Here is a 24981-nt window from a genome sequence, read left to right on the forward strand (position 1 = left end):
TCAATTTCAATTCTTCTTGACTACTATTCACCCATTAAATGATGGGTAAGGAGGATTTTTGTATCAAAAATTGACTTTAAATCACATTTTGGGGGATATGGGTTCATTTTTCAAACTAAAAAAAAATGGATAATAATAACGAAAATAAGTATCGTGAATACCCTATACCCTTATCAGAAAGTTTTGTAACGATTTTGTTACATTATGGTTTAATTAGATATACAGACCTTGAAATTATCTTAGATATAGACGATAACGGTATAGTAAATTCAACAATACATTGTCCTCAACTTCTTAATAAACTCAGTAATTACTGTGAAGAATGTTGCGTCATTATGAAGCAATAATAAATTAATTTTTAAAATTAATTTATTATGACAATCTCAGTACCAAAATCAGCTGATGTTAAAGGTTTGATTATTCGTCCTAATTTGATGAGTACAAAATCTTAAATATCAAATCTATTATATTCTATCAAGAATCGTGGTACATAACGATAATGTAAAAAAGCATTGGTGTACAGTCTTCCCCTCAAAAGAAAGAATTATATTAAACTATCAAAATGGTCGGAAGGTTTTTTTGTGTCCAAAAAGAAAAACCTGTGGGTGTACAGGATATTAAACCCTCTATGAAATTTTTCAAATAAATGAGTTAACCAGATTTAATATTATGAAATATGTTAGAGTACAAGCAACCGCTGAGGTTGTAATCAGCAAAGTGTTCAAAGTATCAGATGAGTACGAAATTAGAGGTTCTACTCCTCATGAAGTCTATGACGAGTTGCATCAACAGTTTGGAGATCCAGATGAGCCTAACCTGACAGTGGGAGACATCGATCTCTATGACTATGGCGTGAGTTTTGGACAATTTATGGGATTTGAGCAGGTGACTGTCACAAATGAAGAGAACCCGCGGGAACCCGTTAGAGTAATCGAGGAACCTTATCCTGTATTGACTAAGTCAGAAGAGGTAAGAAAATATCTTTCAAATTTCTTTGGTATCATCGACAAAGAGGGTTTTGAAATAGTCTATGGTTTGATATTCACTGATGAGGAATGGAATGAATTCCTTGACCACATGAGAGAAAATGGTAGGAACTCCTTGGACAAATGGCTTAATGAAGACATAGAGAATTGGCGTTTTTCAAGACGTAATGGGGGAAACCTTAATCAAGCAGCTTAATTTATTTCAAACGGACTCATCTGAACTATGGGTCCGTACTTTAGAACGTCGTTTTTACTACTGTATATAGTGCATAACTTCCACTTGTGACATTTTAATACCTGCCAACGAGTTTTATCAACCAATTAAATATTTTTCAACTTAAACCAAAGTAAGAATGAATTATACAACAGTCAACATAAATTCTGAGGTTAATACAGATGACCTCATTCTTCCTGAAAACCTCCAAATGACACTTGATGAGATTGAAAATACAGGAGATAACCAACCAATCATAGTCAATGCTGACTATACTATTATCAGTGGTATTTCAACCTATCTTTTGGCAATAAAAGAAGGAAAAGAAAAAATAATTGTCAAAGCCATGAGCAGATTTTCAAAAATCAATGTTCTGGACCGCAAAGCGGCATAACTACTATGAAATCATCATTAACTTTCATCCTATTCCCGACCAAAATACCCCATAAAAAAACCATCTATTCGATGATTACCAGAGGGAAAAAGGTCATTAAAAGAACTTCCCTGAGAATTCAGATTGATGAAAAGAACTGGGATTCAACTACCAAAAGGGTAAAACCTAGGGAGGCTAACTACCTTGAAATCAACCAAATTATCACAAGTCTAGAAATAGAGTTCGGGACTGAAAACCTAGAGATAACCTCAGGAAATGATGAAGCCTGCGCCATTAGGTATTTTGAAAACGCGTTGAAAAAGTCTTTGGAAGATGGCACCATGAAATTTTCCACACACCTCAAATACTGTACAATTCTGAAAAGTGTAAAACAAAGTGTTTTATCTCAGTTATCCTCCACTAAGTTGCCCTTCAAAGAACTCCGGAAACTTGAAACCATCCGCTTACTTACCTTAGGCCTAAAAAAAAGTTATCGTAAATACGGTACAATGAAAAATGAACGGGTTGTATTCAATTATATGTCCGTTTTCAGAAACTATGTCAACCATTGGAATAAGTATTCAGGAACCCAATTCCCCATCAATACGAGTCCTTTTTTCAATTATATCTCAAAAAAGGTACAAAAAAAATTAGCAGTCGTATTGACAGAATCCCAAATTATTGAAATGGAGAACTACCAACCAAAAGGTAAGTCAACCATCAAATCCGAACAGTTAGCAAAAAATATATTTCTATTCCAATATTATGCCGGTGGTTTACGTATTCAGGATTGTTTATTACTGAATAATAAAATGTTTCATGAGGACAAGTTAGTAACCACGATTAAGAAAACTGGGGGTATAGTTGCTATGCCCTATTATATTGAAATGTTAAATTGTTTAAAAAATTATTATCCTATCGAATATGAAAATTCTATAAACCCTGCCAGATTAGGGAGTATAAAATTGCCAGCAGAAACTATTAGCCAACTTTATAGAATTGATGGGGTTGACTTTAAAGAAATGGGGTTAAAAGAACTTGAAAATGTGATTTCCCAAGTATCCAAAAGTGAACACTTACAGGCCGTAACACTTGAACTTTTGAAGGTAAAACAACGGTTGGAAGAAAGGATAATGGGTGTTTTTTTTAAACAAATCCACGACCTTCCAATCCATTTCGTTTTTCCTTTATTGAAATTTGAAGATTTTAAAGACGTATATGACGATAACCGCAAATTCAGTCCTAATCATGAAGCTTTAATTCATCGAGCCAGAACCCGTCATAACAGTGCCTTAAAAAGAATTGGAAAGTCATTGGGAATTGATGGATTGACCGGTCATGTACCCCGTCATAGTTTAGCCAATCACTTGTATGAGAACAGATTTTCAATTGATAAAATCCAACAGGTACTTGTTCACGCTAATCCTGCGACCACCAGAATTTATCTACAGGAAAGACACGGCCCTAATGATGTGATTGATACTTTAAACGAATTTCATCGTATAAGAACCAAAAGTATCTGACCCTATTTCATTGCAGTATTGACTGCACACTTAGGTTTTAATGACTATAAAAATACAAAATCTTATTGTATAAAAATAAGATAATAGTCTGATTATCAGATAGTTAGTGACTCCGACGGGAATCGAACCCATATCAAGCGTTTAGGAAACGCTTATTCTATCCGTTGAACTACGGAGTCTATTTCAAAATCACAAGCCCCCATATCAAGCGTTTAGGAAACGATTATCGGGCGGCGTTCCGCGCTATCCGTTGAAGTACGGAGTCTGATTTTCGGCAAATGTCTGAAAACTATTCGGCAAAATCAACGTCTGTAAAGGGTACATTGAGCCAATTTGGATAAATAACGTAGTGTTTTTGTTTTATCAACTCAAATAGTTTAGTTCGCAGTTCGCCCAAATTCTCGCTGTTTTGGGCTGAGATAAACACCACGTGCTCTGCCGAAGCATTGTAATAACTCTTTTTGAGCTTTTCAAGCACCATTTCCTTGGTTTGCTCCACCACTATTTCGCCTTCTTCGGTTTCCACCACTTCGTCAAAAGCTTCTTTTTTGGGATGGTACGCGTCAATTTTATTAAACACCATCACCGTCGATTTATCACCTGCCCCGATTTCGGCCAAGGTCTGATTTACCACTTCGATTTGCTCCTCAAACGACGGGTGTGATATATCAACGACGTGCAACAAAATATCGGCCTCGCGCACTTCATCGAGGGTCGATTTAAACGACTCAATGAGTTTCGTAGGTAGTTTACGGATAAACCCTACCGTGTCGGTCAATAGGAAAGGGATATTTTCAAGCACTACTTTACGCACCGTAGAATCGACGGTAGCAAAGAGTTTGTTTTCGGCAAATACATCCGTTTTGGCCAAGCGACGCATGAGCGTAGATTTGCCCACGTTGGTATAGCCCACCAGCGCCACGCGCACCAGGCGGTTACGCTCTTTGCGACGAGTAACGCTCTGCTTATCAATTTTTTCGAGTTTTTCTTTCAGGAATGCGATGCGGTCCTGCACAATCCGTCGGTCAGTTTCAAGCTCTTTTTCCCCGGGGCCACGCATCCCGACACCACCTTTCTGACGGCTTAAGTGCGACCACATGCGGGTCAATCGTGGGTACATGTATTGATACTGCGCCAATTCTACTTGGGTTTTTGCCTGAGCGGTTTGGGCGCGCATGGCAAAAATATCCAGAATCAATAAGCTACGGTCGAGCACTTTTATGTCTTTAAATTCAGCTTCGAGGTTACGTACCTGCGAAGGAATCAGCTCATCGTCAAAGATAATCATGTCTACGGGGTTGGCAGTCACAAAGGTTTTGATGTCTTCGAGCCGACCTTTGCCCACAAAGGTGCGATTATCTGAATATTCGAGTTTTTGCGTAAAGGTCTTGACCGTCTCTACCCCCAAAGTGGAAGCCAGAAATGCCAACTCTTGCAGGTATTCCTGGGTTTGTTCGGCAGTTTGGCGTTGGGTAGTGATGGCAACTAATACGGCGGTTTCCTGTTTTTTGGCGGTTGAATTCATCTATACTTACTTCCCGTCAATCCGGGATTAATGGTTATCCGTTGTTGGTTAAACGGGTATGAATAAACGGTATTATTTTAGAGAAAGTTTCGTTAATTGCCACGAAGTTAAGCCTTTATTTAGACTTTTGTACTTTACAAAACGGCACTGCACAACACAGCCAACGCCAAACGAACCAATCTGAGCGGATTTTTATGTCAGTAATAGCCAAAATTGCCCAGTGGGGAGTTATCATTTATGCCGCTATAGCCCTATTGATTTGGTGGCTACATCCGCTGGTATTATTTCGGCCCACGACCTTGGCTGCTAGTTATGCGTATAACTTCAAGATTCCGTTCGAGGAAATCACTTTTGAACCCGAAAAAGGTCAAGTCAGACTAAACGCTCTCTGGTTTGGCACGAGGGATTCGGTCGGGCTTAAACGCTCTACGTTCATTCCTGGAAAAGCCGTTTTGTTTTTCCACGGAAACCGTGATAACCTAGCCCGTTGGGGCCGCGAATATGCCGAACGATTTACCAAAAGAGGATACAACGTTTTAATGTACGATTACCGAGGCTATGGCAAAAGCACTGGCGAACGCTCAGAAGAGGCCCTCCACCGCGACGCGCAATACGTGTATGATTTCCTCAAACAGCGCTTTTCGGAAGATTCCATCATCGTATACGGCTACTCCATCGGCTCGGGCATGGCTTCGCGAATAGCGGCTAACAATCGCCCCAAAAGGCTGATTCTGGAAGCACCTTATGCAAGTATCCCAACGCTGGGCCATACGCAGTTGCCGATTTTTCCGTACGAATGGCTCACGCGGTACAAATTCCGCACCGATAGTTGTTTTGCGCACATCCACTGCCCCATACATCTTTTTCACGGCACCGACGACGTAACGGTGCCTTACACAAACAGCCTTATTTTGTTATCATCGCCCTCTCCTGTCAAGGCTCAATTAACGACCCTTCCCAAGGGTCATCACCTGCATTTGGATAGCTTTCCGATGTATCAGTCTACACTAGACAGTTTGTTAAGGATTGACAACCAGTAGTTCCAATTGAGAACACAAGCGCTTGATTAACATATTGATTATCCGCTTGTTTAGTTCTTCTTCCAATGGGCAGTAGGTTTCGTATTGTTCAGGCGTAAAATGCCCTACGACAGTGCCCACCAATAAGCTCCGAAAATTGATGTCTTTGCGAATCGTTTTTTCGATGTATATGACTTTGTCTTCGGGAGAATAGTTCTCAAAATTAACTTTGCGCTTACTCACTTGATGGCGAAAAAGCAGGATAAAAAGGTCATTTTGGGCCTTCAGAATGGGCCGAAGTACTTCGTTTTGAATTTTTTCAGGGATGGACATATCGAATAAAATCGTTGGTAATGAACAATAGACTATGGACTAAAAAACGTACCTTTGCGCCAGACAAAACCCATATTTATGTCTGAAACCAGCACAATTTCATCGCCTGCCACCTTGGCCCAAGAGGCGATTCAATTACTAAAGCAACTGATTGCTACGCAGTCATTCAGCAAAGAAGAAGAAGGGACGGCAGCGCTGATTGAGGCTTTTTTGACGCGTAAAGGCATTCCTTTTCACCGCAAAAAAAACAATATCTGGGCGTTTAATCGCTTTTTTGACCCCAAAAAGCCCACGGTATTGCTCAATTCCCACCACGATACCGTCAGACCCAATCCTTCCTGGACCTTGAACCCCTACGAGCCGCTCGTGCAAGATGGTAAACTGTTTGGTTTGGGAAGCAACGACGCTGGCGGGCCACTTACATCGCTCATTGTTACGTTTTGTCATTTTTATGATAACCCGCATCTGACCCATAATGTTGCGCTGGCCGCCACCGCCGAAGAAGAAATCTCGGGCCGGGAAGGACTGGAAATGATTGTAGATGACCTACCACCGATTGCGTTTGCCATCGTGGGCGAACCCACCGAAATGCACCTCGCCGTAGCCGAAAAAGGGCTCTTGGTATTAGATTGCATTGCGCACGGGAAATCAGGCCACGCCGCCCGTGAAGAAGGCGAAAATGCGATATACAAAGCCATTCAAGATATTCAATGGATTACCAATTATAAATTCCCGAAAGTTTCCCCTACACTCGGCCCAATCAAAATGTCGGTGACCATCATCAACGCTGGCAGCCAGCACAACGTGGTGCCCGATACTTGTAAGTTCACCGTCGATGTCCGCGTCACTGAGCAATACACGCTGGAAGAAATCATCGAAACTATTCGTCAAAACATCCAATCGGAGGTACATCCGCGTTCGATTCGCCTGCGCCCATCGAGCATTGCTGTGGAGCATCCGATTGTGCAGGCTGGTCTTAAATTGGGCCGTACGGCTTACGGCTCCCCCACCACATCCGACCAAGCGCTGTTGGATTGTCCCTCTTTAAAAATGGGCCCCGGCCATTCCGAGCGCTCACATACCGCCAACGAATTCATCTATCTGCACGAAATTGAGCAAGGCGTAGCGCAGTATATTAAGATGCTAGAGGAAGTGATTTTATAAGAAATTGAAACATATTTGTCAAACTGGTCAGACGCTTTGCGTCACGTATTGTAACTGAGTTACTCTTCCCTAAAACATGACCATATCTTGACTAGAAATGAACATTAATTGACCATGACAACCCGCAGTTTATCCGACCTCTCCGAAAGCCGCATCCAACAACTTCTCGCTTTCGACCGATTGCTCAACATCATGGATGATTTGCGGGCGCAGTGTCCGTGGGATAAAAAGCAGACCATCCAGAGCCTGCGACATTTGACTATCGAAGAAACCTACGAGTTGTCGGATGCCATCATGGAGAATGATTTGCCCGAAATCAAAAAGGAATTGGGCGATATTTTGCTGCACATTGTTTTCTACGCCAAAATTGCTTCCGAAACTAACGACTTTGAGATAAAGGACATACTTCACGGTATTTGCGACAAACTCATCGTGCGTCACCCGCATATTTATGGCGATGGCAGCGGCCAACCGGTAATAGCCGAAACCGAAGAACAGGTAAAGCAAAACTGGGAACAGATCAAACTAAAAGAAGGCAATAAATCGGTATTGGGCGGCGTGCCTGCCTCACTGCCAGCGCTTGTCAAAGCCATGCGTATTCAGGAAAAAGCCCGTGGTGCGGGGTTTGACTGGGAAGAAAAGCAGCAGGTGTGGGAAAAAGTAGAGGAAGAAATGCAGGAATTCAAAGAGCATTTCAACGCCGACGACAATTCGGTGATTGACCAAGAAAAAGCCGAAGGTGAGTTTGGCGATTTGTTGTTTTCATTGGTCAATTACGCCCGTTTTATTGATATAAATCCTGAAACGGCCCTGGAACGTACCAATAAAAAATTCATCAAACGTTTCACCTACCTCGAAACCCAATCCCGTGCCGACGGCAAACAGCTACATGAAATGACGCTGGCCGAAATGGATGAATATTGGAACAAAGCCAAAACCCTATAAAATTCTATCAACGGATTGAGTCTCAAGTCCGTTACTTTTTCTCAAATGAACGTCTATTGAGTAATCAGGGCCCTGATTACTCAATAGACGTTCATCATTAAAGGGGAAAACAATGCACTTCAAGCTGTTTATTTTGGTGCTTTCTCTGTTTGTGCTCACGGCACAGGCCCAAACCCCTTTTACTGCTTCTTGGGATTTTGAAGGAAATAATGGCGGCTCAGTCAACAGCCCAAATGTGAGTATTTCATCGGTCGGACTTAGTGGGAATGTGAATCAGGCAGGCTATCCAGCGGGTGCATCAGGAACCGCTATCAGCATCCGCCTTTGGACAACGGGCGGCCTGAATACCAACAAATATTTGGAGTTTTCAATTACTCCCAAAAACTATCGATGCGCCATTACTTCGGTTTCCTTCGCCTGCAACCGCTCCCCACAAGGGCCCACGCAAGTTGCATTGCGCTCAAGTCAAGATGGATTCAGCGGCAATCTGGGGGCAGGTTCGGTAGGCGAAAACTTCGGTACGCAGAATTATTCCGTTTCCTTCAGCGGTCTGGAAAACACCGTCACATTTCGTATTTATGCTTACAGCGCCATGGATGATTTAGGTACGCTTCGTATTGATAATCTGCGCGTTAACGGTAACGTCACCGTTGTACCTTTGCCAGTAGAGCTTACTTATTTTCGCGGAGAAGTCGTTGATAATCAAGTCAAACTAAATTGGGAAACATCTTGGGAACAAAACGCCAGTCACTTCGACGTTCAGCGGAGCCGCGATTTAAGTGAATTCGTCACGTTTCAATCATTGGCCGCCGCTGGCGATGTCAGCGAACGAACGCTCTACACCGCTACCGACGCCGCGCCTGTTCCGGGTGTGATGTATTATCGACTGCGCCAAGTAGACCGCGACGGCCAATTTGTATATTCCAAAATAATCCCCATTCATTTTGACGTAAATGCGCCCCAACTTTGGGTGTTTGGCAATCCGACTTCGGCCCGTAATATTCAGGTGAGGCTTCGCCATTTTCTGCCTTCCGAAATTAAATTATTCTCGTTGAATGGGCAGGCCATTCCGCTTCAGTGGCAGTATTTGGGGGCTGATGATTACATTTTTCAAACAATTGCCCCCGACGGGTGGTATTGGTTAGTGGGTGAGCATCAAGGTAAACGCGTCAGTCAAAAAATTTGGTTGGCCGACTAGCAACTCACTCGCATAATTTATCCATTCGCAACAATTATGAAAAAGGCTCTCATCGGGTTTCTGATGCTTTTTGCAGGCATTCAATTTCTTTATGCGCAATCTTTACCCACCATTCCTCAACTCACCGAGCGCCAAGCGCGGCTACAACGCACTGGAACTTGGACGCTGGCTGGATGGTCGTTGGCCAATCTGGCGGTAAGCGGCATTGCCATCGGCAAAGCCGAAGGTAGCGCGCGGTATTTTCACGAGATGAACCTGTATTGGAATGCCGTCAACGTAGGAATTGCTGGCGCGGGCTTGTTGAGCCTGCGTAAAAAAAGCCCTCCTCCTACCCTTTCTTCAACCGTAAAAGAACATTATACGTTACAAAAAACGTTGCTTTTCAATTCGGGGTTAGACGTGGCCTACATCACAAGCGGGTTTTGGTTATTAGACAAATCAAAAACTGAGACAACCGTTACTCGCCAGAACCGCTTCCGGGGATTCGGGCAGGCAGTGGTGGTGCAAGGTGGTTTTTTGCTAATTTTTGACGTAACCAATTACCTCCTTCATCGCTCCGACAACGCTCGTTTACACCAACTTTTGGACAAAGTATCTCTCAACGGCAATGGAGTAACGCTACAATTTTAAGCTATCTTTACCGCTAAAATGTTAGCTAAACTCTACCTTGACGACAATGATACGTTTTCTCCTTGCGCTGCTGTGCTTGCTGGTAGCCTTTGCGCCTCTTTGCATGGCTCAAAGTACTCCTGATACCTTGCAGGTAAGTTCGACCGAAACCTCTTCTGAAGAAGACGAAGAAGACCCCGCTTATCCAGAAGTAGCAGAATCTGAGCAAGATAGCACCAAGCAGTTTTTTGTCCGTTTCAATGCCGACGGAACGGCTTCTACGGGAAACGTTGAGCGAATATTATTGCAACTTACATCAGCGTTGGACTGGAAACCAAGCAATCAATTTAAACTATCGAGCAGTCCATCTTTTATTTATGGACAACAAAATAAACTGTTGACCGAGCGTGAATTTTTCGCGGATGTCCGGGGTTCGTTTTGGCACCAAAAACAAGTTTATGGCCTTGCTTTTGTAGCTTGGGATAAAAGCAATTTAAGGCGCATCCTCAATCGGTGGACGCAGGCCGCGGGGATTGGCATAAAGTTGGTTCAGAGAAAGAGGGCTTATTTTTCGGTTACCAACCTCATTTTACACGAAGTAACCGATTTTACCGAGCGAGATGACATTGATGTTTGGCGAAATTCAACCCGCTTACTGGGAGAATTTGCCCCCGATAAAGCGGGGAAGTTTACCATCACAAGCATTGCATTTCTGCAACCAGCCATCTCGGTCAAAAACAATTTCCGTTGGAATGGCTCTTTAACTTTTGCCTACAAAATGAGTAATCACTTGAGCTTACGCACTAAATTTGAAAATGCGTACGAAAGCTACGTAGTACTCGGACGTAAAACCAACGATTTCCGCTGGACCATCGGACTGTCTTTTGAAAATTAATATCTCATTGTTGTGAACCCTGAATTGCCACTCAACAATTCGTCTATTTTCGTCTACGGCACTTTAATGCAGGGCTTTACCAACCTGTTTGCCAAGAAAATTCGTCAAAACGGCATTTGGCGCGGTAAAGCATCTTTTGCAGGTGTATTGTATGATTTGGGTGACTATCCTGGAGCCATTTATCAGCCTCAAAGCCCCCATCGAGTGCACGGTGAAGTATGGGAGTTGAAGGAGTTTCAAAAAACAATCGCCGCATTGGACCGCTACGAAGGAATCCAAGCTCGGAACCCCGAATACGTTCGACAGTCTATTCCCGTCACTCTTGAAAATGGCGTCGACGGCGTTTGTTGGACGTATCTTTTTTGTCAATCGGTCGAATCATTTATCTTTATTCCGCATGGTGACTATCGAAAATGGTTATCGGACGGTAAACAACATTTGTAATTAATGGGCGTTTTCATAACTATTGTCTTATTACCCTAACGTGTGAAGCATTTTAACCATTTCCTCCTTTTATTTTTTTTCCTACTCACTGGTCAGCTTTTTGCCCAAAAAGGCTATGTTCTGGGCAAAGTACTGGATGTTGCGACCAAGCAGGGTGTCAATTTGGCGACCATCACCAATCTCAAAACCCGCGACATGACCCGCACCAATAAGTATGGTGTGTTTTTTTTGGATGCCTCCGTTGGTGACTCCATCGAAATCGCCAGCCTCACCCACGAGCGCGGTGCTTTCCGCTGGAATGGCGATGCCGAAGAGCTAACATTTATGTTGAAAAAACTGGATAAAGCCATCGAGCTTCCCGAAGTACGAGTAACTTCCAAACGCGAGCAAGAACTGCAAAAGGAGATTGCCCGGGTGGTAGCTGAGCCAGAGGCCCGCAAAAATTTATCGTTTGGCGAAGCCATCAAAATGGCACAATCTCCCATCAGTCTGCTGTACGAGTTGTTTAGTAAATCGGCCAAAGAAGACCGAAAAGTGGCCATGCTGATGCAGGAAAAACGCCGCCGCGATTTGGCCAACTACCGCTTTGCCATGATTGCGGGTCAGGCCACCGAGCTGAGCGGTGAGCGGCTGGAGCGGTTTCGTTATTATTGTAATTTTTCGGAAGAGTTTTTGCTGCTTTCGAGCGACTATGAGCTTACCTACGAAGTACTCCAACACTGGTATTCATTCAAAAGATTCAAAAAATAAGCCAAAAAACTTGCAGTTTTAACGCCTTTTTTCGATTATTCACCTCTTTTAGTCAAATCCCTTATTTTCACCTAAAAACCATAAAATCATGAGTGCATTCTCAGATGTTGTTGAAAAGTCGCTGGAACAATTAAGCAGTGTTGGAGTAGCGGCCGACGAAGCCCTTGTGACAGCAGTAGCCAAAGGCTTAGGACCCTCTATTTACAATCAGGATTCTTCTTTAGTGGCGTCATCAGATCAGGAAGAACTAGACCGTGTAAAAACCAACTTTTTGATTGGTAAATTGGGATTGGCCGACGGCCCAGAATTGGACGCCGCCATTGCCGAAACGGTCGCCACGCTCAAAGGTGTAAACCGTAAATTACGAGTGGTATTTTATTATCTACTTGTCAAAAAATTTGGAAAAGAAGCTATCTACTCATAAGCCATACGAAACTCTTTTTCACAATAAAGCCGTCTCTATGAGACGGCTTTATTGTTTTTATGGCAGCGAGAAAACCGCTTTTATGCTGGGTTGATTCGTCCCGTAGCATTTTCGGAAGAAAACACTTCTTCGTCACCTTCCTCATCGGTCAAAATATTAAAGCTAAAATCCAGCGGGTCGAATGTGCCCAGTAGTTTCTCCAAAAATGTATTATCATTCAAGTAAAAATTCAAAAAATTATCGCTCCGTTCCTGCAAACTTCCGTTAGGGAAAAGCTTTGATTTTAGACCCAATAACTGATTGACTTCCGTCTCATAGTTGCGCTCTTCTGCTTTTTTTAGGCGTTTTTCTACGTTTTCCAAGGTATTGAGCACCTTGGTTTTTTCGGCATTTACCGCGCCTTCCAAGGTCTTATCAATGGAAATAGCCTTACGCAAAATAGCCACAAAAACCTCCTCAATAGCACGTTTTTCCTCGTCGAGTTCCAACGACAACGATGATGTTTTTTCCACAAACGTCTTTCGTAGTTTTACGTCATCCCAGAACAATTCTTCAACGGTTACGCCCAATTTTTCGGCCCGTTTTTGACTGGCCGAATTAATGTATAATGCAAAATTTCGCGGCAATAACATCGGGAAAGGCACTTGAAAATGATCAAAAATCCCCTTCAACTGCAGCCAATACGGCACTTCTGAAGGCCCGCCGATGTAAGCAAGGTTGGGTAAGATAATCTCCTGATACAAAGGCCGCAAGACCACATTTGGACTAAAACGCTCGGGATGTTGATGCGCAATGGCGATAATTTCTTCTTTCGAAAACACCAAATCACTGTTGAGCACCCGATAAATATCTCCCTCTTTGACGATGCGCTCGCGCAGGCCATCTACCAAATAAAAAAAGTTGATTTCGCGGGGCGTAATCTGCGTATGGTAGCCTTCTGCTTCGAGTTTTTGCGTGGTGGCATTGCTGATTTGGTGGGCTTCCTGGTGCAGAAGTTCAGATTCAACGACGGGTAGAAACAAACGTTTTAGTTCGGCATCGTCGCCATCAATGCAGACCAAACCCTCGGCCCCAAAAAGCTCATTCATATAACACCGCACGGCATCGGCCAGGGTATCGCATTGCAAATAAGCTTTTTCAAACACAGGAACCCGCTCGGGTAGGATTTTGAGCGCTTCGCCCAGTTCGCGGGGGGTCATACGCCCTACCGCACCGCGCTGCTGGGTTTGCCAAGTATATTTTTTGCCAAAAAGATTAAAGTAACTGATTTCCTCAAAATCATGGTCTTCTGTAGCCATCCAATATACGGGCACAAACTTCGAGTCAGGATAAGCAGCCTGTAATTTTCGCGCCAAATTGACGGCCGTGACAATTTTATAAATGACGTACAATGGCCCCGTAAATATATTTAGCTGGTGACCAGTGGTAACCACAAACGTATTGGGGTCATTGAGAATGGTTAAATCTGGTTTGACCGATATATTTTTATACTGCCGTTCAAGCGCTTTTACGAGTACTGCTCGGTGCTCAGACGGAAACTGACTTTTGTCTTTTATCTGTTTTTCAAAATTGCTTAATGTCGGAAAATGCCCGTAAAAAGGCTTTAAATGAGCTTTTTGGGAAATATAGTCTAAGAAAAGCGGTGGGAACGCGCCCGTAGTTTCAAGTGGTAAGGGTTGACAATGCATGTTTGAGGGAAAATTTGACATTAGACAGACACCGGATCAGTTCGCCAAAACGGTTAGACATTGAGAATCAATATTCCGCTTCCAAGTCTAAACACGTAAACGAAACACCTCTCCGTAAAGTTTCCCTATCTTTGCAACTACTGCTCTTAAATGCTAAACCCCAATTCTTTTGAACATTATCGTCATCATACCTGCCTACAACGAAGAAGAAGCTATTGGAAAAGTTATTGCCGAAATTCCGAAAGAATGGGTGCGGGAAATCGTCGTGGTCGATAATCGCTCCACCGACCAAACGGCGGCCCGCGCGGCCGAAGCGGGCGCGACCGTAGTACCTGAGCCTTTGCCCGCCTACGGTAGAGCTTGTCTGCGCGGCATGGCGTACGTGCAATCGCTCAAACTCCCACCCGACATCATTGTTTTTGTGGACGGCGACCACTCTGATTATCCCGAACAACTCCCCGATTTGGTGAAACCCATTTTGGAACAAAACTACGACATGGTGATTGGCTCACGGGCCTTAGGAAAGCGCGAAAGCGGCTCCATGACGCCCCAACAGGTATTCGGGAATTGGCTCGCTACGTTTTTAATGCGTCTGCTTTATGGCGTCAGCTATACGGATTTGGGGCCGTTTAGAGCCATCAAATGGGATAAACTTTTGGCGTTGGATATGCAAGATACCACCTATGGCTGGACCGTCGAAATGCAGCTCAAAGCCGCCAAGCACCGCATGAAAACCACCGAAGTGCCCGTAAAGTACCGAAAGCGCATTGGTTTTTCGAAGATTTCGGGCACCCTGAAAGGCGTTATTTTGGCTGGTTACAAGATTATTACCACAATTTTCAAGTATTGGTAAAACCCACAGGTTTCTACCGATTTATCCCGTAATTTTGCGAAAAATTTCAGAATGTATGCCTGTCATATCAATGTTTTATGGTTTAATTGTTTCGTTGTATTATTTTGACAACAAACAACACCATTTGCCCCACATTCACGTCAGCTATAGTGGGCAGGAAGCCGTTTTTTCCATCGAAACAGGAGAATTAATTGATGGAAGTTTGCCAAAAGCAAAACAAAAACTAGTTGAAGCATGGATTGAGCTACGTCGAGAAGACTTAATGGCTGACTGGCAATTGGCCATAAACGGGCAAAAAATTTTCCCAATCGACCCCTTAAAATAGGCTTAAAAATGAATCCAAGAGTAAAGCAAGTCACCCCCTTAGGCAATTATGAACTACAAATTGTCTTCTCTAATCAAGAAGTACGTTTGTTCGACGTAAAACCTTATCTAGACAAAGGAATTTTTGAAGAACTTAAAGATATATCCTTATTTAACTCGGCAAAAGTTTTTAATGGGACAGTTACTTGGAACAATGAGCTTGATTTCTGCCCAGACACTTTATACCTAGAAAGCAAATGACAGAGCGTCTTATCGTAGATATCCTCGGCTGGATTGGTTCAGTATTGGTCGTAGCGGCGTACGCGCTCAACATCAGCGGCCGTTTGCATCCCAACTCCCATTTTTATTTATGGGCCAATTTGGCTGGCAGTATTTGTCTGATTGTCAATACCCTGTTTCACAATGCCATTCCTTCTGCGGTAGTCAATATAGTATGGGTCGGAATTGCGATTTGGGGCATGGTGAGAAGGGGGAAAGAAAGTAACGCTTAAAGTCAGGATTATTATACAACAAAAATTCACCAGTACATTAATTTAATATACAACAATGCAAGTTTGGAAATTTGGCGGAACGTCGGTAGGAAAACCCGAACGGATGCACTCAATCAGAACACTTATTACGGCCGACAGCGGTCGCAAAATTGTGGTATTGTCGGCCCTATCTGGTACGACCAATGCGTTGATTTCAATGGGAGAATCGGCAAAAGCGAACAATGACGCCGAAGTACAAGAAAAAATAGATGCCTTGAAGGCGCATTACGATGCGTTTATCAAAGAATTATACAGCACCGAAGAAAGTCTGAAAAAAGGACAGACCATCGTCGACAATGAATTCAATTTCATTCGTTCGGTGTTGAAAAGCCGTCCTTTTACCCTCAAACAAGACAAAGAATTGGTGGCGCAGGGCGAAATCATGAGCACGCAACTGTTTCAGGGCTATCTGGAAGAGCAAGGCGAAAGCTCGGTACTGCTGCCTGCGCTTGATTTTATGCGCATCGACACCGACGGCGAGCCTGAACTCGAAACCATTGAGGCGCTTTTGGGCGACATGCTCGACCACCAGACCGACAAACAACTCATCATCACGCAGGGGTTCATTTGCCGTAATCCTCGTGGCGAAGTGGACAACCTCAAACGCGGCGGTTCTGACTATACCGCGTCTTTGATTGGTGGGGCGATTCGGGCCGAAGAGATTCAAATCTGGACCGACATCGACGGAATGCATAACAACGATCCACGCATCGTAAAACGCACGTTCCCAATCCGTGAGTTAACGTTTGAAGAAGCCGCCGAATTGGCGTATTTCGGAGCCAAAATCCTCCATCCAAGCACCATCACGCCCGCCAAAATGCGCGGCGTGCCCGTACGTTTGAAAAACACAATGGAGCCGCAGGCCTTCGGTACGTTGATTGCAACGACCACTACCGACCGCGAAATCAAAGCCATTGCCGCCAAAGACGGCCTCACGGCCATTTATATTCACTCGACACGTATGCTGAATGCCTACGGTTTTCTGCGTCGGGTGTTTGAGATTTTTGAAAAATACAAAACCCCCGTCGATATGATTACGACCTCCGAAGTATCGGTGTCGGTCACCATCGACAACGATACAAACTTAGCCGAAATCACGGCAGAGTTGAGCGAAATCGCCGATTTGGAAGAGCATGATCGCGATTTGTCCATCATCTGCATCGTAGGAGATTTTAAAGCCGATAAAGAAGGCATTGCGCTGAAGGTATTCGAAGCAATGAAGCACATTCCAATTCGGATGATTTCATACGGGGCATCAGAGCATAATCTTTCAATTCTGGTGTGGACCAAAGACAAAGCGGAGGCGCTCAATGTGCTCAACGAGCGCTTGTTCTACTACGAAGATGCCATGAAGAATATCTTCACGGCGCAGTAGTAGAAGAATATTAACCAGAGTGAACACTCTGACAAAAATAAAAAGGAATGTTACAACTGAATTTTATCCGCGACAACCGCGAACTTACGATTGCTGGTTTAGAACGCAAATATTTTAAAGGAGCCACCGAAGCCGTTGATAAGCTTTTGGGATTGGACAAACAGCGCCGCGATACACAAAGCGAACTAGATGCCACTTTATCACAATCCAACACGCTAGCCAAGCAAATTGGGCAGTTGATGAAGGAAGGCAAAAAGGAGACCGCCGAAGCCGCCAAAGCCCAAACCGCCACGCTAAAAACACGCGCTAAAGCCCTGGAAGAGAGCCTCAAAGAAGTAGAAGAGCAGTTGCAGGCTACCTTGGTTCTGTTGCCCAACCTTCCCCACGAAAGCGTACCGCCGGGCCGCACCCCCGAAGAAAACGTGGAAGTGTACACGTGGGGCGAAAAACCAAGCCTGCCCGAAGGCTCCAAGCCCCACTGGGATTTGATTGAGCAATACGACATCATTGATTTCAAACTCGGCACCAAAATCACGGGTGCGGGCTTTCCTGTCTATAAAGGCAAAGGCGCTCGGTTGCAGCGCGCCATGATTCAGTTTTTTCTGGACCAAGCCGTAGAAGCAGGATATTTGGAAATTCAACCGCCGATTCTTATCAACGCTGAATCAGGCTTTGGTACGGGCCAGTTGCCCGACAAAGAAGGCCAAATGTACCACGCCACCGTCGACGATTTATACTTGATTCCGACCGCTGAAGTGCCAATTACGAACCTGTACCGCGACGTCATCGTGGCTGAAAATGACCTGCCAATCAAAAACGTAGGCTACACACCTTGTTTTCGACGTGAAGCGGGTAGCTGGGGCGCGCACGTGCGCGGTCTGAACCGTTTGCACCAGTTTGACAAAGTAGAAATTGTGCAGGTTCGCAAAGCCGAAGAATCGTATCAAGCGCTCGACGAAATGGCCGAACACGTAAAAGGTTTGCTCCAAAAGCTGGAATTACCTTTCCGCATCATCCGTCTCTGCGGTGGCGATATGGGCTTTACGTCGGCGCTTACCTTTGACTTTGAAGTGTGGTCTGCTGCGCAAGCCCGCTGGCTCGAATGCAGCTCGGTTTCTAATTTTGAAACCTATCAGGCCAATCGTCTGAAACTTCGTTACAAGACCGAAGGCAAAACACAATTGCTTCATACCCTCAACGGCTCGGCCCTAGCCTTACCCCGTATTTTGGCGGCTCTACTCGAAAACAACCAAACGCCCGACGGCATTCGCATTCCGAAGGCATTGGTTCCGTATTGTGGTTTTGAAGTAATTCAATAAATTGGGGATGAGGTCGGTTGTGGGCAACCGACCTCACTGCTTCGTGGTGTCGGTTGCCCACAACCGACACTTTTTTTACAGTTTTTTCAAGGATTCCAATAAAGAAGGTGACACCTTAAATGCCGTTCCGTGGCGTATTCCTTCGGGGAATTTCACTTGGTCAGATACATCTTCCCACGTTTTCATGTCTTTTGAGCGCACCGCCCCGTATTTGTGCTGGGTGTATTTGTCGAAATACACGTACACGTATTCTCCCACTTCGATGGCCGTTGGGCCTTCGGCCCAGTAATCTCCCGTAATGGGCGCCGAAACCTGCGTAGGAAAAGGCCCTAGCGCGCTGTTTGCCTTTGTGATACGAATATTTTTCTCGGCAGGCTTCGGGTTTTCATTTTTCAAAAACATGTAGTACTCCTTTCCTTTTTCAAAAATCGTGGCATCAATCACACTAAACTCAGGGTTGAAATACATTTTTGTTTCGCTGAAAGTCTTAAAGTCGGGCGTGGTGACGTAATACATGCGGTGATTCAGTCCTTTTTCTTTTTCAGAATCCGCCACATCGGTATGTCTTCCAGGAATGGTGGTCGCCCAAAAAATCAGGAACAAGTTCGTTTTTTTATCGTACGCAATCTCGGGAGCCCAACTATTTTTGGCGGTGGGCTCATGTTCCATAACCGAAATGACTTTTTGTTCTGACCAGTTCACCAAGTCTTTAGACGACGCATAACCCACTATTTTATCCCACCAACCGCTCGTCCAAACCATATGAAAAGTACCGTTTTTATCTTGATAAATACACGGGTCACGCATGAGTTTATCTTTCCCGATTAGGGGCTGTAAAAAAGACGTCCCTCCTTTTAAGGCCTGCCACGTGAGGCCATCGGTGCTGTAAGCAAAGTGAAGTCCGTCTTCCCCATTTTTGATAAAATACGAAAAAAGGTAAGCTTCTTTTTGAGCAATTGCTAAAAAAGGAAAAAGCATTAAAAAGACCAAAGACCTGATTTTCATTTGGATAGAGGTTTTAATATCAATTTAATTCGTAAAAATCTTCAGGGTTACTCCTCATAATTCTCCTGCACCGTACTGTTGGTCGTTAGTTTTTAAGTACCAAAACGCCCCCCACGATAATCAGCCCAATACCAAATATTCGCCAAATATTCATGGGATGAACGGCAAAACCCACCCACCCAAAATGGTCAATCAACACCCCCGCCACTAGCTGTCCTGCAATGATAAGACAAAGCAGGTTGGCAGGCCCGATTTCTTTCACTATCAAAATAACGGTCAGAACGTAGAATGCCCCAAACACCCCTCCGAGCCATTTCCACCAGCTGATACTTCTGAAAGTTTCAAAGCTGGGAATAGCATCTTTGTTGAAAAGCAAGTAGCAAACCAACAAGACACATAAACCCGTAGCAAACGAAAGAATGGAAGATAAAATAGGGTTTTGGGTAGCAAGACGCAGTTGTGAATTAACCCCAGATTGGAACGTATTGGTTACGCCAATCAAAAAAGCCAACAGTAGAAAAAAGTAATTCATGGGAAGTTAAAGCCAGATGAGTTCTGCAAACTTCCCAAAAAAATGGCGGAATAAAAAACCGTTTACTTGGCTCGAATCGCCTCAACAGGGTCCATACGGGCGGCTCCGAAGGCGGGCACGATGCCCGCCAAAACACCGATTATACTCGAAACACTCAGCCCGAGAAGTATGTTTTTGGGCGAAAGAACAATCTCCAAAGTGCCCAATTGGATAAAAGACATTAAGTAAACCAATCCAATGCCGACCAGTCCGCCGATGAGGCTCAGGAAAATGGCTTCAAACAGAAATTGAAATAAAATGAAGTAATTTTTGGCGCCTAACGATTTTTGGATGCCGATGAGGTTGGTGCGTTCTTTGACTGACACAAACATAATGTTCGCAATCCCGAACCCTCCCACTAAAATAGAAAAGCTACCAATCACCCAGCCTACCAGCGTAATAACCCCAAACAAACTTGAAACTGCCTTTGTGGCGGCCTCTGGGCGATTGATGGAGAAGTTGGTGGTCTGGGAAGGTTTCAAGCCGCGCTTAGTACGTAGCAAACCTACAATTTCGGCCTCTAGCTCTACCAATCCTTCGTCTTCGGGTTTGCCTTTGACCACGATGGATACCGAACTACTGATGCGATTTTGGAATGATTTTGCAAACGTTAAAAACGGCAACAAAACTTTGGTGTCGGGATTTCCCGCAATATCAAACAGCCCTTTTCCTTTCTTCTTCTGAACACCAATGACGGAATAGTTCAACCCTTTGATTTTAAAGCTTTTTCCGATGGGTTCGGGGTCATTGGGGAATACTGTTTCGGCAATTTCGGCCCCTATAATGGCAACGCTCCGTCCAGCGTCTATTTCTTGCGGTGTAAAATACCGGCCCTTCTCAATTTCTACGTCAGAGACTTTATTGAAATCATAAGTCATGCCCTGAATCAACGCATCCATGCTATTATTGCCGTTTTTGGCCGTCAATCCGCCCTTAAATCCCATCGCCACTACCGCCTCAGCTCCTTCCATTCGTTCGGCCAAAAATTTGTAATCACTGTAAGAAGTTTCTGGCCACTGAAAATACTTCCACCACTGAAACTCCCCTCCGAAATTCCACGGCCATTTCTGCACATACACTACGTCGGTACCGATGGTTGCCAAACTTTGGCGAATACTCCGCTCAAGTGAATCAACGATGGTAAAAACGCCAATGATGGCAAAAATTCCGACCGTCACCCCCAGCAACGATAAGGTGGTACGCAAAAGGTTGGAACGCAATGCCTGCCAAGCAAAACGCAGACTTTCAAACGTTTGACGGAAAAACTTCATGGCCTTTGACGGTTTATTTTAATCAGTTTGAGGGGATTGACAACAAAAATTCTACATCCAATTCATATTTAACCAACATTTTACATGAATGGCAATCAGCCGGTTTGATTGGTGGCGAGTCAGGCGCGTCATTTACTAACCTTCTGTTGTTCAAAAGATAGCACAGCCCTATCTCCATACAAATTCGGGCGTATTTTACCGCCAATTCAGAAATTTAGATTTTCTTTGCAGTAAACTCATAGCATGACTATCAAGAGGTGATTGGAAGGATGAGTTCCTTCAAAAATTTGCCGTTCATTCGGCCCATTCAATCCATAATTTTTGTATGAAAATCAGCACAAATTCGCGTACCGATCTTTTTGTTCATATCAGTCTTGTCGTAGCGCTTGTTGTGGCACTATTTTTGGGGTTCTTCTTTTTGTATTTACCATTTACAACCAATCACGGACAAAGTATTACGGTACCAGACCTAACGGGCATGAGTACGCAGCAACTGGAAGATTACCTCGACGAGCGTAATCTACGCTACGAAGTGGTCGATTGTACGTTTGTTGTGGGTCAAAAACCTTTGACGGTGATTCGCCAAAACCCCAAGTCGGGTTTACGCGTCAAGGAAGACCGCAAAATATACGTTTACATCACGGCCCTGACCGCACCAAACGTCAAAATGCCTCAATTGGAAGACCGTACCTTAAACAGTGCCAAAGCAGAGTTAGGACGGTTGGGATTGCGCTTAGGCGAAATAAAGTATGTTCCTGACCCAGCCCAAAACTCGGTGATGGCCCAATTGTTCAACGGAAAACGCATCACACCGGGCACGCTCATTCCGCAGGGTTCTATCATTGTTTTGGAAGTCGGAGATGGCATCGGAAATACTGAATTTGATGTTCCAGACGTTGTAGGTAAAACACTCGAAGAAGCTGACTTTGTCCTGAAAGCCTCCAGCCTCAAACGTGGACTTGTTATGCCCGTAGAAGACCCTACCAAAGCACCGGGAACGGTCATTCGACAAAATCCAGAAGCAGGGGCAGGAAATAAAATCCACGTAGGCGAGGTGATTGACTTATGGGTAGTTGGCGGACAGCCTGATACGCAACCTGAACAACAGAATGAATAATTTTAGCGGAGCAAAAAATAAAAAATTAACCCTTACTAGAAACAGGACTTCCGTTATCGGATATTTCTTAACGAATACGCCTACCGCAGCCTTTTGTGCAAAGAGGCTGCGTTGCATTTTGTTCCTTACGCTTTTGAGCTGTACCGCTCATGCCCAACTCATTGGGTTTCCGATTGCTCCAATACAGGCTACTTCCACTGCCAAAAATGCCCGTACTCAGGCGGTTTCACTGCCTTTTTTTGATGATTTTTCATTGACCAACGGTAGCGCTCCCTCCCCTGCCTTATGGATTGCTGGCGGCGGAACCTACGTCAATAACACAAATACACTCAACCACCCCACGGTCAATGTAGTTACATTTGACGGGGCCAATGCCGCTGGTCAACCGTATAATTTGGTCAACCAAAACGCGCAGGGCAACAGCGACACCCTCACTTCCCAGCCCATCAATCTGGCGGGCCTTACCGCTGCTGATTCTATTTATCTCAGTTTCTATTGGGAATTGCGCGGTTTGGGGGAATTTCCCGATGCTGATGATTCCTTACGAGTTCAGCTTTTAAATGATAAGGGAGTTTGGCAAACCATCTGGAAACAAGCCGGCGGAGTACCTAATCCTAACTTTAACTACGTGCAGTTGGCTATTCGAAACAACGCTTATTTTCACGCAAATTTTCAATTCCGCTTTCAGGCATTTGCGCGTCAATCGGGGCCGTTTGATTCGTGGCACGTTGATTATGTATACCTCGACAAAGGCCGGCGCTTAAACAGATACATTCAGGATGTATCCGTGAGCCTGCCCGTCAGTTCTTTTCTGAAACGATATTCGGCCATGCCGCTCAAGCAGTATTTGGCTAATGCTGGGGCCGAAACTGCCGATTCGGTGTTTACCCGCATCAACAATCTTCACAATATCTTTAACTCAACCGCCTTTTCGTACACCTTAAAAGACGAACTAAGTGGGCGAACGTTTCAAACAATTCTCCGAGACAACTCTGTATTTATTGACCAGTTCAGTTCGCAAAATAAAAGTGTTAAGCCTCAAGCTATCAGCGTGGACACCAACGTTACCCAACGCCTTTCACTCGTCAATCGCTTCCAAATTCTAACCACCGACGACCGAAATCCTTCCATTCCGGGCATTGATTTGCGTCGTAATGACAGTATTTCGGGCAAAACCGTTCTCGATGATTATTACGCATACGACGATGGCACCGCCGAATTTGCCGTGTACATGAATCGGACGCTGGGCCGAACAGCCGTAAGGTACTTTTTAAACAAACCCGATGTGGTATCGGGAGTACGCATGAACATTGTCCCCATCTTGAAGGATTTAACGGGGCAATCCATCACCGTTCAGGTATGGAGCAACAAAGACGGACGCCCTGGCACGATGCTTCAGCAAAAAGCCTTTAGGGTAGAATACGCCAAGGCTCGCAACGGTTTTATCGAGTTTCCGTTTGATTATGGCGTGGCGGTCCGCGACACGTTTTATGTGGGCTGGCTTCAAATCGGCACAGATGGCATCGCCGTAGGTCTGGACCGAAATACCCAACATGAAGACCAAGTTTTTGTCAATTTAGGGCAGGAATGGGCACCTTATCCTTCGTTCAAAAATGACCCAAATTTGGCGTATTTTCAAGGTAGTTTACAGGTTCGGCCCGTCATGGGCGGCAAGGCTCTGCCTCCCATCACATCCATAGAGCCCGAAAAAGTAACCGAATGGGAGGTGTACCCCAATCCCTCCAACGGACTGATTCAGTGGAAATCCGATGAAATTCAGCGCATTGAAATCTATCATCTCACGGGTGCTTTGGTAAGGCAGCAAACCGTGCAGTCTGCCAACAAAACCATGGATTTATCAGAACTGCCCAATGGACTTTATTTGGTGAGATTATCCAACGACGAGAAAACCGTTGTGAAGAAAATTTTGTTACAACGCTAACACAGCGTACGTATTGAGTAACATTTTTACCATATTTGGCCTCTCAATTCCGTTCCTCTTTATCTATTTTACTTAAAATCAAGCTACCACAATGGATATTACCGTAGAAGAATTAAAAAAACGCATTGAAAGCGGCGAGAAAATCAACCTCATCGACGTACGTGAAGATTACGAATACGAAGATGACAACATCGGAGGGCAGCTTATCCCACTGGGCGAGCTTCCTCACCGAATCCACGAAATTGAAGACCTTAAAGACGAAGAAATTTTAGTACACTGCCGCTCAGGCAAACGCAGCGAAACCGCCCAACGGTTTATGCAAAGCCAAGGTTTTACCAACGTTCGCAACGTCATTGGCGGCATGTTGGCCTACCGCGAATTGGACTAGTTTGGAAATTTAAGTATAGCGTATCAAGTAGTTGGTATTGAGACCAAAGCATTCACTCAATACCAATTACTTGGGCTTCCCTTTAAAGGGTTAAGATATTAATTATCAGTACTTTGCATCAAAAAATAATCCCCGAATATGCGCGTATTTGGCATAATTCGGGGATTTTCGTATTTTAGTTGTGCTAACAAACCTA

The 24981-nt window shown here is 44.4% G+C and carries 27 protein-coding genes and 1 tRNA gene; 21 read left to right on the forward strand and 7 right to left on the reverse strand.

Annotation, left to right across the window (positions count from 1 at the left end; genetic code table 11):
• The first annotated feature begins 669 nt into the window (after positions 1–669).
• The 3 genes from NCI00_RS05735 to NCI00_RS05745 all read left to right on the forward strand — a co-directional run bounded on the left by NCI00_RS05735 (position 670) and on the right by NCI00_RS05745 (position 3096).
• On the forward strand, positions 670–1182 hold the full coding sequence (locus tag NCI00_RS05735; RefSeq protein WP_253525927.1) for a hypothetical protein: 513 nt from the start codon (positions 670–672) through the stop codon (positions 1180–1182).
• Positions 1183–1339: 157 nt separating this feature from the next.
• The gene (locus NCI00_RS05740; protein ID WP_253525929.1) at positions 1340–1594 is read left to right on the forward strand and encodes a hypothetical protein; all 255 of its coding nucleotides are present in this window, start codon (positions 1340–1342) and stop codon (positions 1592–1594) included.
• A gap of 5 nt (positions 1595–1599) precedes the next feature.
• On the forward strand, positions 1600–3096 hold the full coding sequence (locus NCI00_RS05745) for a tyrosine-type recombinase/integrase (RefSeq protein WP_253525931.1): 1497 nt from the start codon (positions 1600–1602) through the stop codon (positions 3094–3096).
• 107 nt (positions 3097–3203) lie between these two features.
• On the opposite strand, the gene NCI00_RS05750 is transcribed toward NCI00_RS05745, so the two are convergent.
• Together NCI00_RS05750 and hflX are read right to left on the reverse strand one after the other, a co-directional pair.
• Positions 3204–3275: transfer RNA gene (locus NCI00_RS05750), tRNA-Arg, on the reverse strand.
• Between the two features lie 110 nt (positions 3276–3385).
• Positions 3386–4621: a GTPase HflX gene (gene hflX / locus NCI00_RS05755; protein WP_114459758.1), complete on the reverse strand. Its 1236-nt coding sequence runs from the start codon at positions 4619–4621 to the stop codon at positions 3386–3388.
• A gap of 194 nt (positions 4622–4815) precedes the next feature.
• Here hflX and NCI00_RS05760 point away from each other — a divergent pair, with 194 nt between their 5' ends.
• Entirely contained in the window at positions 4816–5661 is an 846-nt protein-coding gene (locus NCI00_RS05760) for an alpha/beta hydrolase (RefSeq protein WP_253525934.1), read from the forward strand.
• On the opposite strand, the gene NCI00_RS05765 is transcribed toward NCI00_RS05760, so the two are convergent.
• Positions 5641–5973 (reverse strand): glyoxalase, encoded by a 333-nt coding sequence (locus NCI00_RS05765; RefSeq protein ID WP_253525937.1) that lies wholly within the window; start codon positions 5971–5973, stop codon positions 5641–5643. The genes NCI00_RS05760 and NCI00_RS05765 overlap by 21 nt on opposite strands.
• Before the next feature lie 78 nt (positions 5974–6051).
• Here NCI00_RS05765 and NCI00_RS05770 point away from each other — a divergent pair, with 78 nt between their 5' ends.
• The 8 genes from NCI00_RS05770 to NCI00_RS05805 all read left to right on the forward strand — a co-directional run bounded on the left by NCI00_RS05770 (position 6052) and on the right by NCI00_RS05805 (position 12402).
• Positions 6052–7137 (forward strand): M20 family metallo-hydrolase, encoded by a 1086-nt coding sequence (locus tag NCI00_RS05770; protein WP_253525939.1) that lies wholly within the window; start codon positions 6052–6054, stop codon positions 7135–7137.
• A 114-nt stretch (positions 7138–7251) separates the two neighbouring features.
• The gene (mazG, locus tag NCI00_RS05775) at positions 7252–8082 is read left to right on the forward strand and encodes a nucleoside triphosphate pyrophosphohydrolase (protein ID WP_253525942.1); all 831 of its coding nucleotides are present in this window, start codon (positions 7252–7254) and stop codon (positions 8080–8082) included.
• A 112-nt stretch (positions 8083–8194) separates the two neighbouring features.
• Positions 8195–9280 (forward strand): hypothetical protein, encoded by a 1086-nt coding sequence (locus NCI00_RS05780; RefSeq protein ID WP_253525945.1) that lies wholly within the window; start codon positions 8195–8197, stop codon positions 9278–9280.
• Positions 9281–9316: 36 nt separating this feature from the next.
• Positions 9317–9910, forward strand: coding sequence for a DUF6992 family protein (locus NCI00_RS05785; RefSeq protein ID WP_253525947.1), 594 nt, complete (start codon positions 9317–9319; stop codon positions 9908–9910).
• Positions 9911–9956: 46 nt separating this feature from the next.
• The gene (locus NCI00_RS05790) at positions 9957–10784 is read left to right on the forward strand and encodes a DUF481 domain-containing protein (RefSeq protein ID WP_253525952.1); all 828 of its coding nucleotides are present in this window, start codon (positions 9957–9959) and stop codon (positions 10782–10784) included.
• 12 nt (positions 10785–10796) lie between these two features.
• Positions 10797–11228: a gamma-glutamylcyclotransferase family protein gene (locus NCI00_RS05795; protein WP_253525954.1), complete on the forward strand. Its 432-nt coding sequence runs from the start codon at positions 10797–10799 to the stop codon at positions 11226–11228.
• A gap of 42 nt (positions 11229–11270) precedes the next feature.
• Positions 11271–11978, forward strand: a complete 708-nt coding sequence (locus NCI00_RS05800; RefSeq protein WP_253525956.1) for a hypothetical protein — start codon at positions 11271–11273, stop codon at positions 11976–11978.
• Positions 11979–12066: 88 nt separating this feature from the next.
• Positions 12067–12402 (forward strand): DUF2853 family protein, encoded by a 336-nt coding sequence (locus NCI00_RS05805; RefSeq protein WP_166556798.1) that lies wholly within the window; start codon positions 12067–12069, stop codon positions 12400–12402.
• A gap of 80 nt (positions 12403–12482) precedes the next feature.
• On the opposite strand, the gene bshC is transcribed toward NCI00_RS05805, so the two are convergent.
• A complete protein-coding gene (gene bshC, locus NCI00_RS05810; RefSeq protein WP_253525959.1) occupies positions 12483–14090 on the reverse strand; it encodes a bacillithiol biosynthesis cysteine-adding enzyme BshC in 1608 nt (535 codons plus the stop codon).
• Positions 14091–14259: 169 nt separating this feature from the next.
• On the opposite strand from bshC, the gene NCI00_RS05815 reads away from it, so the two are divergent.
• From NCI00_RS05815 to serS, 6 genes are read left to right on the forward strand one after another with little or no spacing between them, the layout of a single operon-like run.
• Complete coding sequence (locus NCI00_RS05815; RefSeq protein WP_253525961.1) at positions 14260–14943, forward strand: glycosyltransferase family 2 protein; 684 nt, start codon at positions 14260–14262, stop codon at positions 14941–14943.
• A gap of 55 nt (positions 14944–14998) precedes the next feature.
• Positions 14999–15268: a DUF4160 domain-containing protein gene (locus NCI00_RS05820; protein WP_253525963.1), complete on the forward strand. Its 270-nt coding sequence runs from the start codon at positions 14999–15001 to the stop codon at positions 15266–15268.
• Positions 15269–15276: 8 nt separating this feature from the next.
• Positions 15277–15507 carry a DUF2442 domain-containing protein gene (locus NCI00_RS05825; protein ID WP_253525965.1) on the forward strand — a complete coding sequence of 77 codons (231 nt, stop codon included), beginning with the start codon at positions 15277–15279 and terminating at the stop codon, positions 15505–15507.
• Positions 15504–15758, forward strand: a complete 255-nt coding sequence (locus tag NCI00_RS05830; protein WP_253525967.1) for a CBU_0592 family membrane protein — start codon at positions 15504–15506, stop codon at positions 15756–15758. Before NCI00_RS05825 ends, NCI00_RS05830 begins: the two co-directional genes overlap by 4 nt.
• 55 nt (positions 15759–15813) lie before the next feature.
• Positions 15814–17172: an aspartate kinase gene (locus NCI00_RS05835; RefSeq protein WP_253525969.1), complete on the forward strand. Its 1359-nt coding sequence runs from the start codon at positions 15814–15816 to the stop codon at positions 17170–17172.
• Between the two features lie 47 nt (positions 17173–17219).
• Positions 17220–18491, forward strand: a complete 1272-nt coding sequence (serS, locus tag NCI00_RS05840) for a serine--tRNA ligase (RefSeq protein WP_253525971.1) — start codon at positions 17220–17222, stop codon at positions 18489–18491.
• Positions 18492–18566: 75 nt separating this feature from the next.
• Here the strand turns inward: serS and NCI00_RS05845 are convergent, their stop codons facing one another.
• The 3 genes from NCI00_RS05845 to NCI00_RS05855 all read right to left on the reverse strand — a co-directional run bounded on the left by NCI00_RS05845 (position 18567) and on the right by NCI00_RS05855 (position 21338).
• Positions 18567–19496, reverse strand: coding sequence for a glycoside hydrolase family 43 protein (locus NCI00_RS05845; protein WP_253525973.1), 930 nt, complete (start codon positions 19494–19496; stop codon positions 18567–18569).
• Between the two features lie 85 nt (positions 19497–19581).
• Positions 19582–20028, reverse strand: coding sequence for a DMT family transporter (locus NCI00_RS05850; RefSeq protein WP_253525975.1), 447 nt, complete (start codon positions 20026–20028; stop codon positions 19582–19584).
• Between the two features lie 62 nt (positions 20029–20090).
• Positions 20091–21338, reverse strand: coding sequence for an ABC transporter permease (locus NCI00_RS05855; protein WP_253525977.1), 1248 nt, complete (start codon positions 21336–21338; stop codon positions 20091–20093).
• 325 nt (positions 21339–21663) lie between these two features.
• On the opposite strand from NCI00_RS05855, the gene NCI00_RS05860 reads away from it, so the two are divergent.
• From NCI00_RS05860 to NCI00_RS05870, 3 genes are all read left to right on the forward strand, one after another.
• A complete protein-coding gene (locus tag NCI00_RS05860; protein WP_253525979.1) occupies positions 21664–22455 on the forward strand; it encodes a PASTA domain-containing protein in 792 nt (263 codons plus the stop codon).
• 118 nt (positions 22456–22573) lie between these two features.
• Positions 22574–24397 (forward strand): T9SS type A sorting domain-containing protein, encoded by a 1824-nt coding sequence (locus tag NCI00_RS05865; protein WP_253525981.1) that lies wholly within the window; start codon positions 22574–22576, stop codon positions 24395–24397.
• A 91-nt stretch (positions 24398–24488) separates the two neighbouring features.
• The gene (locus NCI00_RS05870; protein ID WP_114067637.1) at positions 24489–24785 is read left to right on the forward strand and encodes a rhodanese-like domain-containing protein; all 297 of its coding nucleotides are present in this window, start codon (positions 24489–24491) and stop codon (positions 24783–24785) included.
• The last annotated feature ends 196 nt before the right edge of the window (positions 24786–24981 follow it).

The organism is Runella salmonicolor (assembly GCF_024158025.1).
Classification (GTDB): domain Bacteria; phylum Bacteroidota; class Bacteroidia; order Cytophagales; family Spirosomataceae; genus Runella; species Runella salmonicolor.

Bases quoted from the DNA above. Each gene is read 5' to 3' on its own strand.
- NCI00_RS05820 (WP_253525963.1), top strand. From the start codon at position 14,999: ATGCCTGTCATATCAATGTTTTATGGTTTAATTGTTTCGTTGTATTAT.
- NCI00_RS05745 (WP_253525931.1), top strand. From the start codon at position 1,600: ATGAAATCATCATTAACTTTCATCCTATTCCCGACCAAAATACCCCAT.
- NCI00_RS05825 (WP_253525965.1), top strand. From the start codon at position 15,277: ATGAATCCAAGAGTAAAGCAAGTCACCCCCTTAGGCAATTATGAACTA.
- NCI00_RS05845 (WP_253525973.1), bottom strand. From the start codon at position 19,496: ATGAAAATCAGGTCTTTGGTCTTTTTAATGCTTTTTCCTTTTTTAGCA.
- bshC (WP_253525959.1), bottom strand. From the start codon at position 14,090: ATGCATTGTCAACCCTTACCACTTGAAACTACGGGCGCGTTCCCACCG.
- NCI00_RS05785 (WP_253525947.1), top strand. From the start codon at position 9,317: ATGAAAAAGGCTCTCATCGGGTTTCTGATGCTTTTTGCAGGCATTCAA.
- NCI00_RS05735 (WP_253525927.1), top strand. From the start codon at position 670: ATGAAATATGTTAGAGTACAAGCAACCGCTGAGGTTGTAATCAGCAAA.
- NCI00_RS05770 (WP_253525939.1), top strand. From the start codon at position 6,052: ATGTCTGAAACCAGCACAATTTCATCGCCTGCCACCTTGGCCCAAGAG.
- NCI00_RS05870 (WP_114067637.1), top strand. From the start codon at position 24,489: ATGGATATTACCGTAGAAGAATTAAAAAAACGCATTGAAAGCGGCGAG.
- NCI00_RS05805 (WP_166556798.1), top strand. From the start codon at position 12,067: ATGAGTGCATTCTCAGATGTTGTTGAAAAGTCGCTGGAACAATTAAGC.
- NCI00_RS05850 (WP_253525975.1), bottom strand. From the start codon at position 20,028: ATGAATTACTTTTTTCTACTGTTGGCTTTTTTGATTGGCGTAACCAAT.
- NCI00_RS05830 (WP_253525967.1), top strand. From the start codon at position 15,504: ATGACAGAGCGTCTTATCGTAGATATCCTCGGCTGGATTGGTTCAGTA.
- NCI00_RS05855 (WP_253525977.1), bottom strand. From the start codon at position 21,338: ATGAAGTTTTTCCGTCAAACGTTTGAAAGTCTGCGTTTTGCTTGGCAG.
- NCI00_RS05740 (WP_253525929.1), top strand. From the start codon at position 1,340: ATGAATTATACAACAGTCAACATAAATTCTGAGGTTAATACAGATGAC.
- NCI00_RS05760 (WP_253525934.1), top strand. From the start codon at position 4,816: ATGTCAGTAATAGCCAAAATTGCCCAGTGGGGAGTTATCATTTATGCC.
- NCI00_RS05790 (WP_253525952.1), top strand. From the start codon at position 9,957: ATGATACGTTTTCTCCTTGCGCTGCTGTGCTTGCTGGTAGCCTTTGCG.
- mazG (WP_253525942.1), top strand. From the start codon at position 7,252: ATGACAACCCGCAGTTTATCCGACCTCTCCGAAAGCCGCATCCAACAA.
- serS (WP_253525971.1), top strand. From the start codon at position 17,220: ATGTTACAACTGAATTTTATCCGCGACAACCGCGAACTTACGATTGCT.
- hflX (WP_114459758.1), bottom strand. From the start codon at position 4,621: ATGAATTCAACCGCCAAAAAACAGGAAACCGCCGTATTAGTTGCCATC.
- NCI00_RS05860 (WP_253525979.1), top strand. From the start codon at position 21,664: ATGAAAATCAGCACAAATTCGCGTACCGATCTTTTTGTTCATATCAGT.
- NCI00_RS05835 (WP_253525969.1), top strand. From the start codon at position 15,814: ATGCAAGTTTGGAAATTTGGCGGAACGTCGGTAGGAAAACCCGAACGG.
- NCI00_RS05780 (WP_253525945.1), top strand. From the start codon at position 8,195: ATGCACTTCAAGCTGTTTATTTTGGTGCTTTCTCTGTTTGTGCTCACG.
- NCI00_RS05765 (WP_253525937.1), bottom strand. From the start codon at position 5,973: ATGTCCATCCCTGAAAAAATTCAAAACGAAGTACTTCGGCCCATTCTG.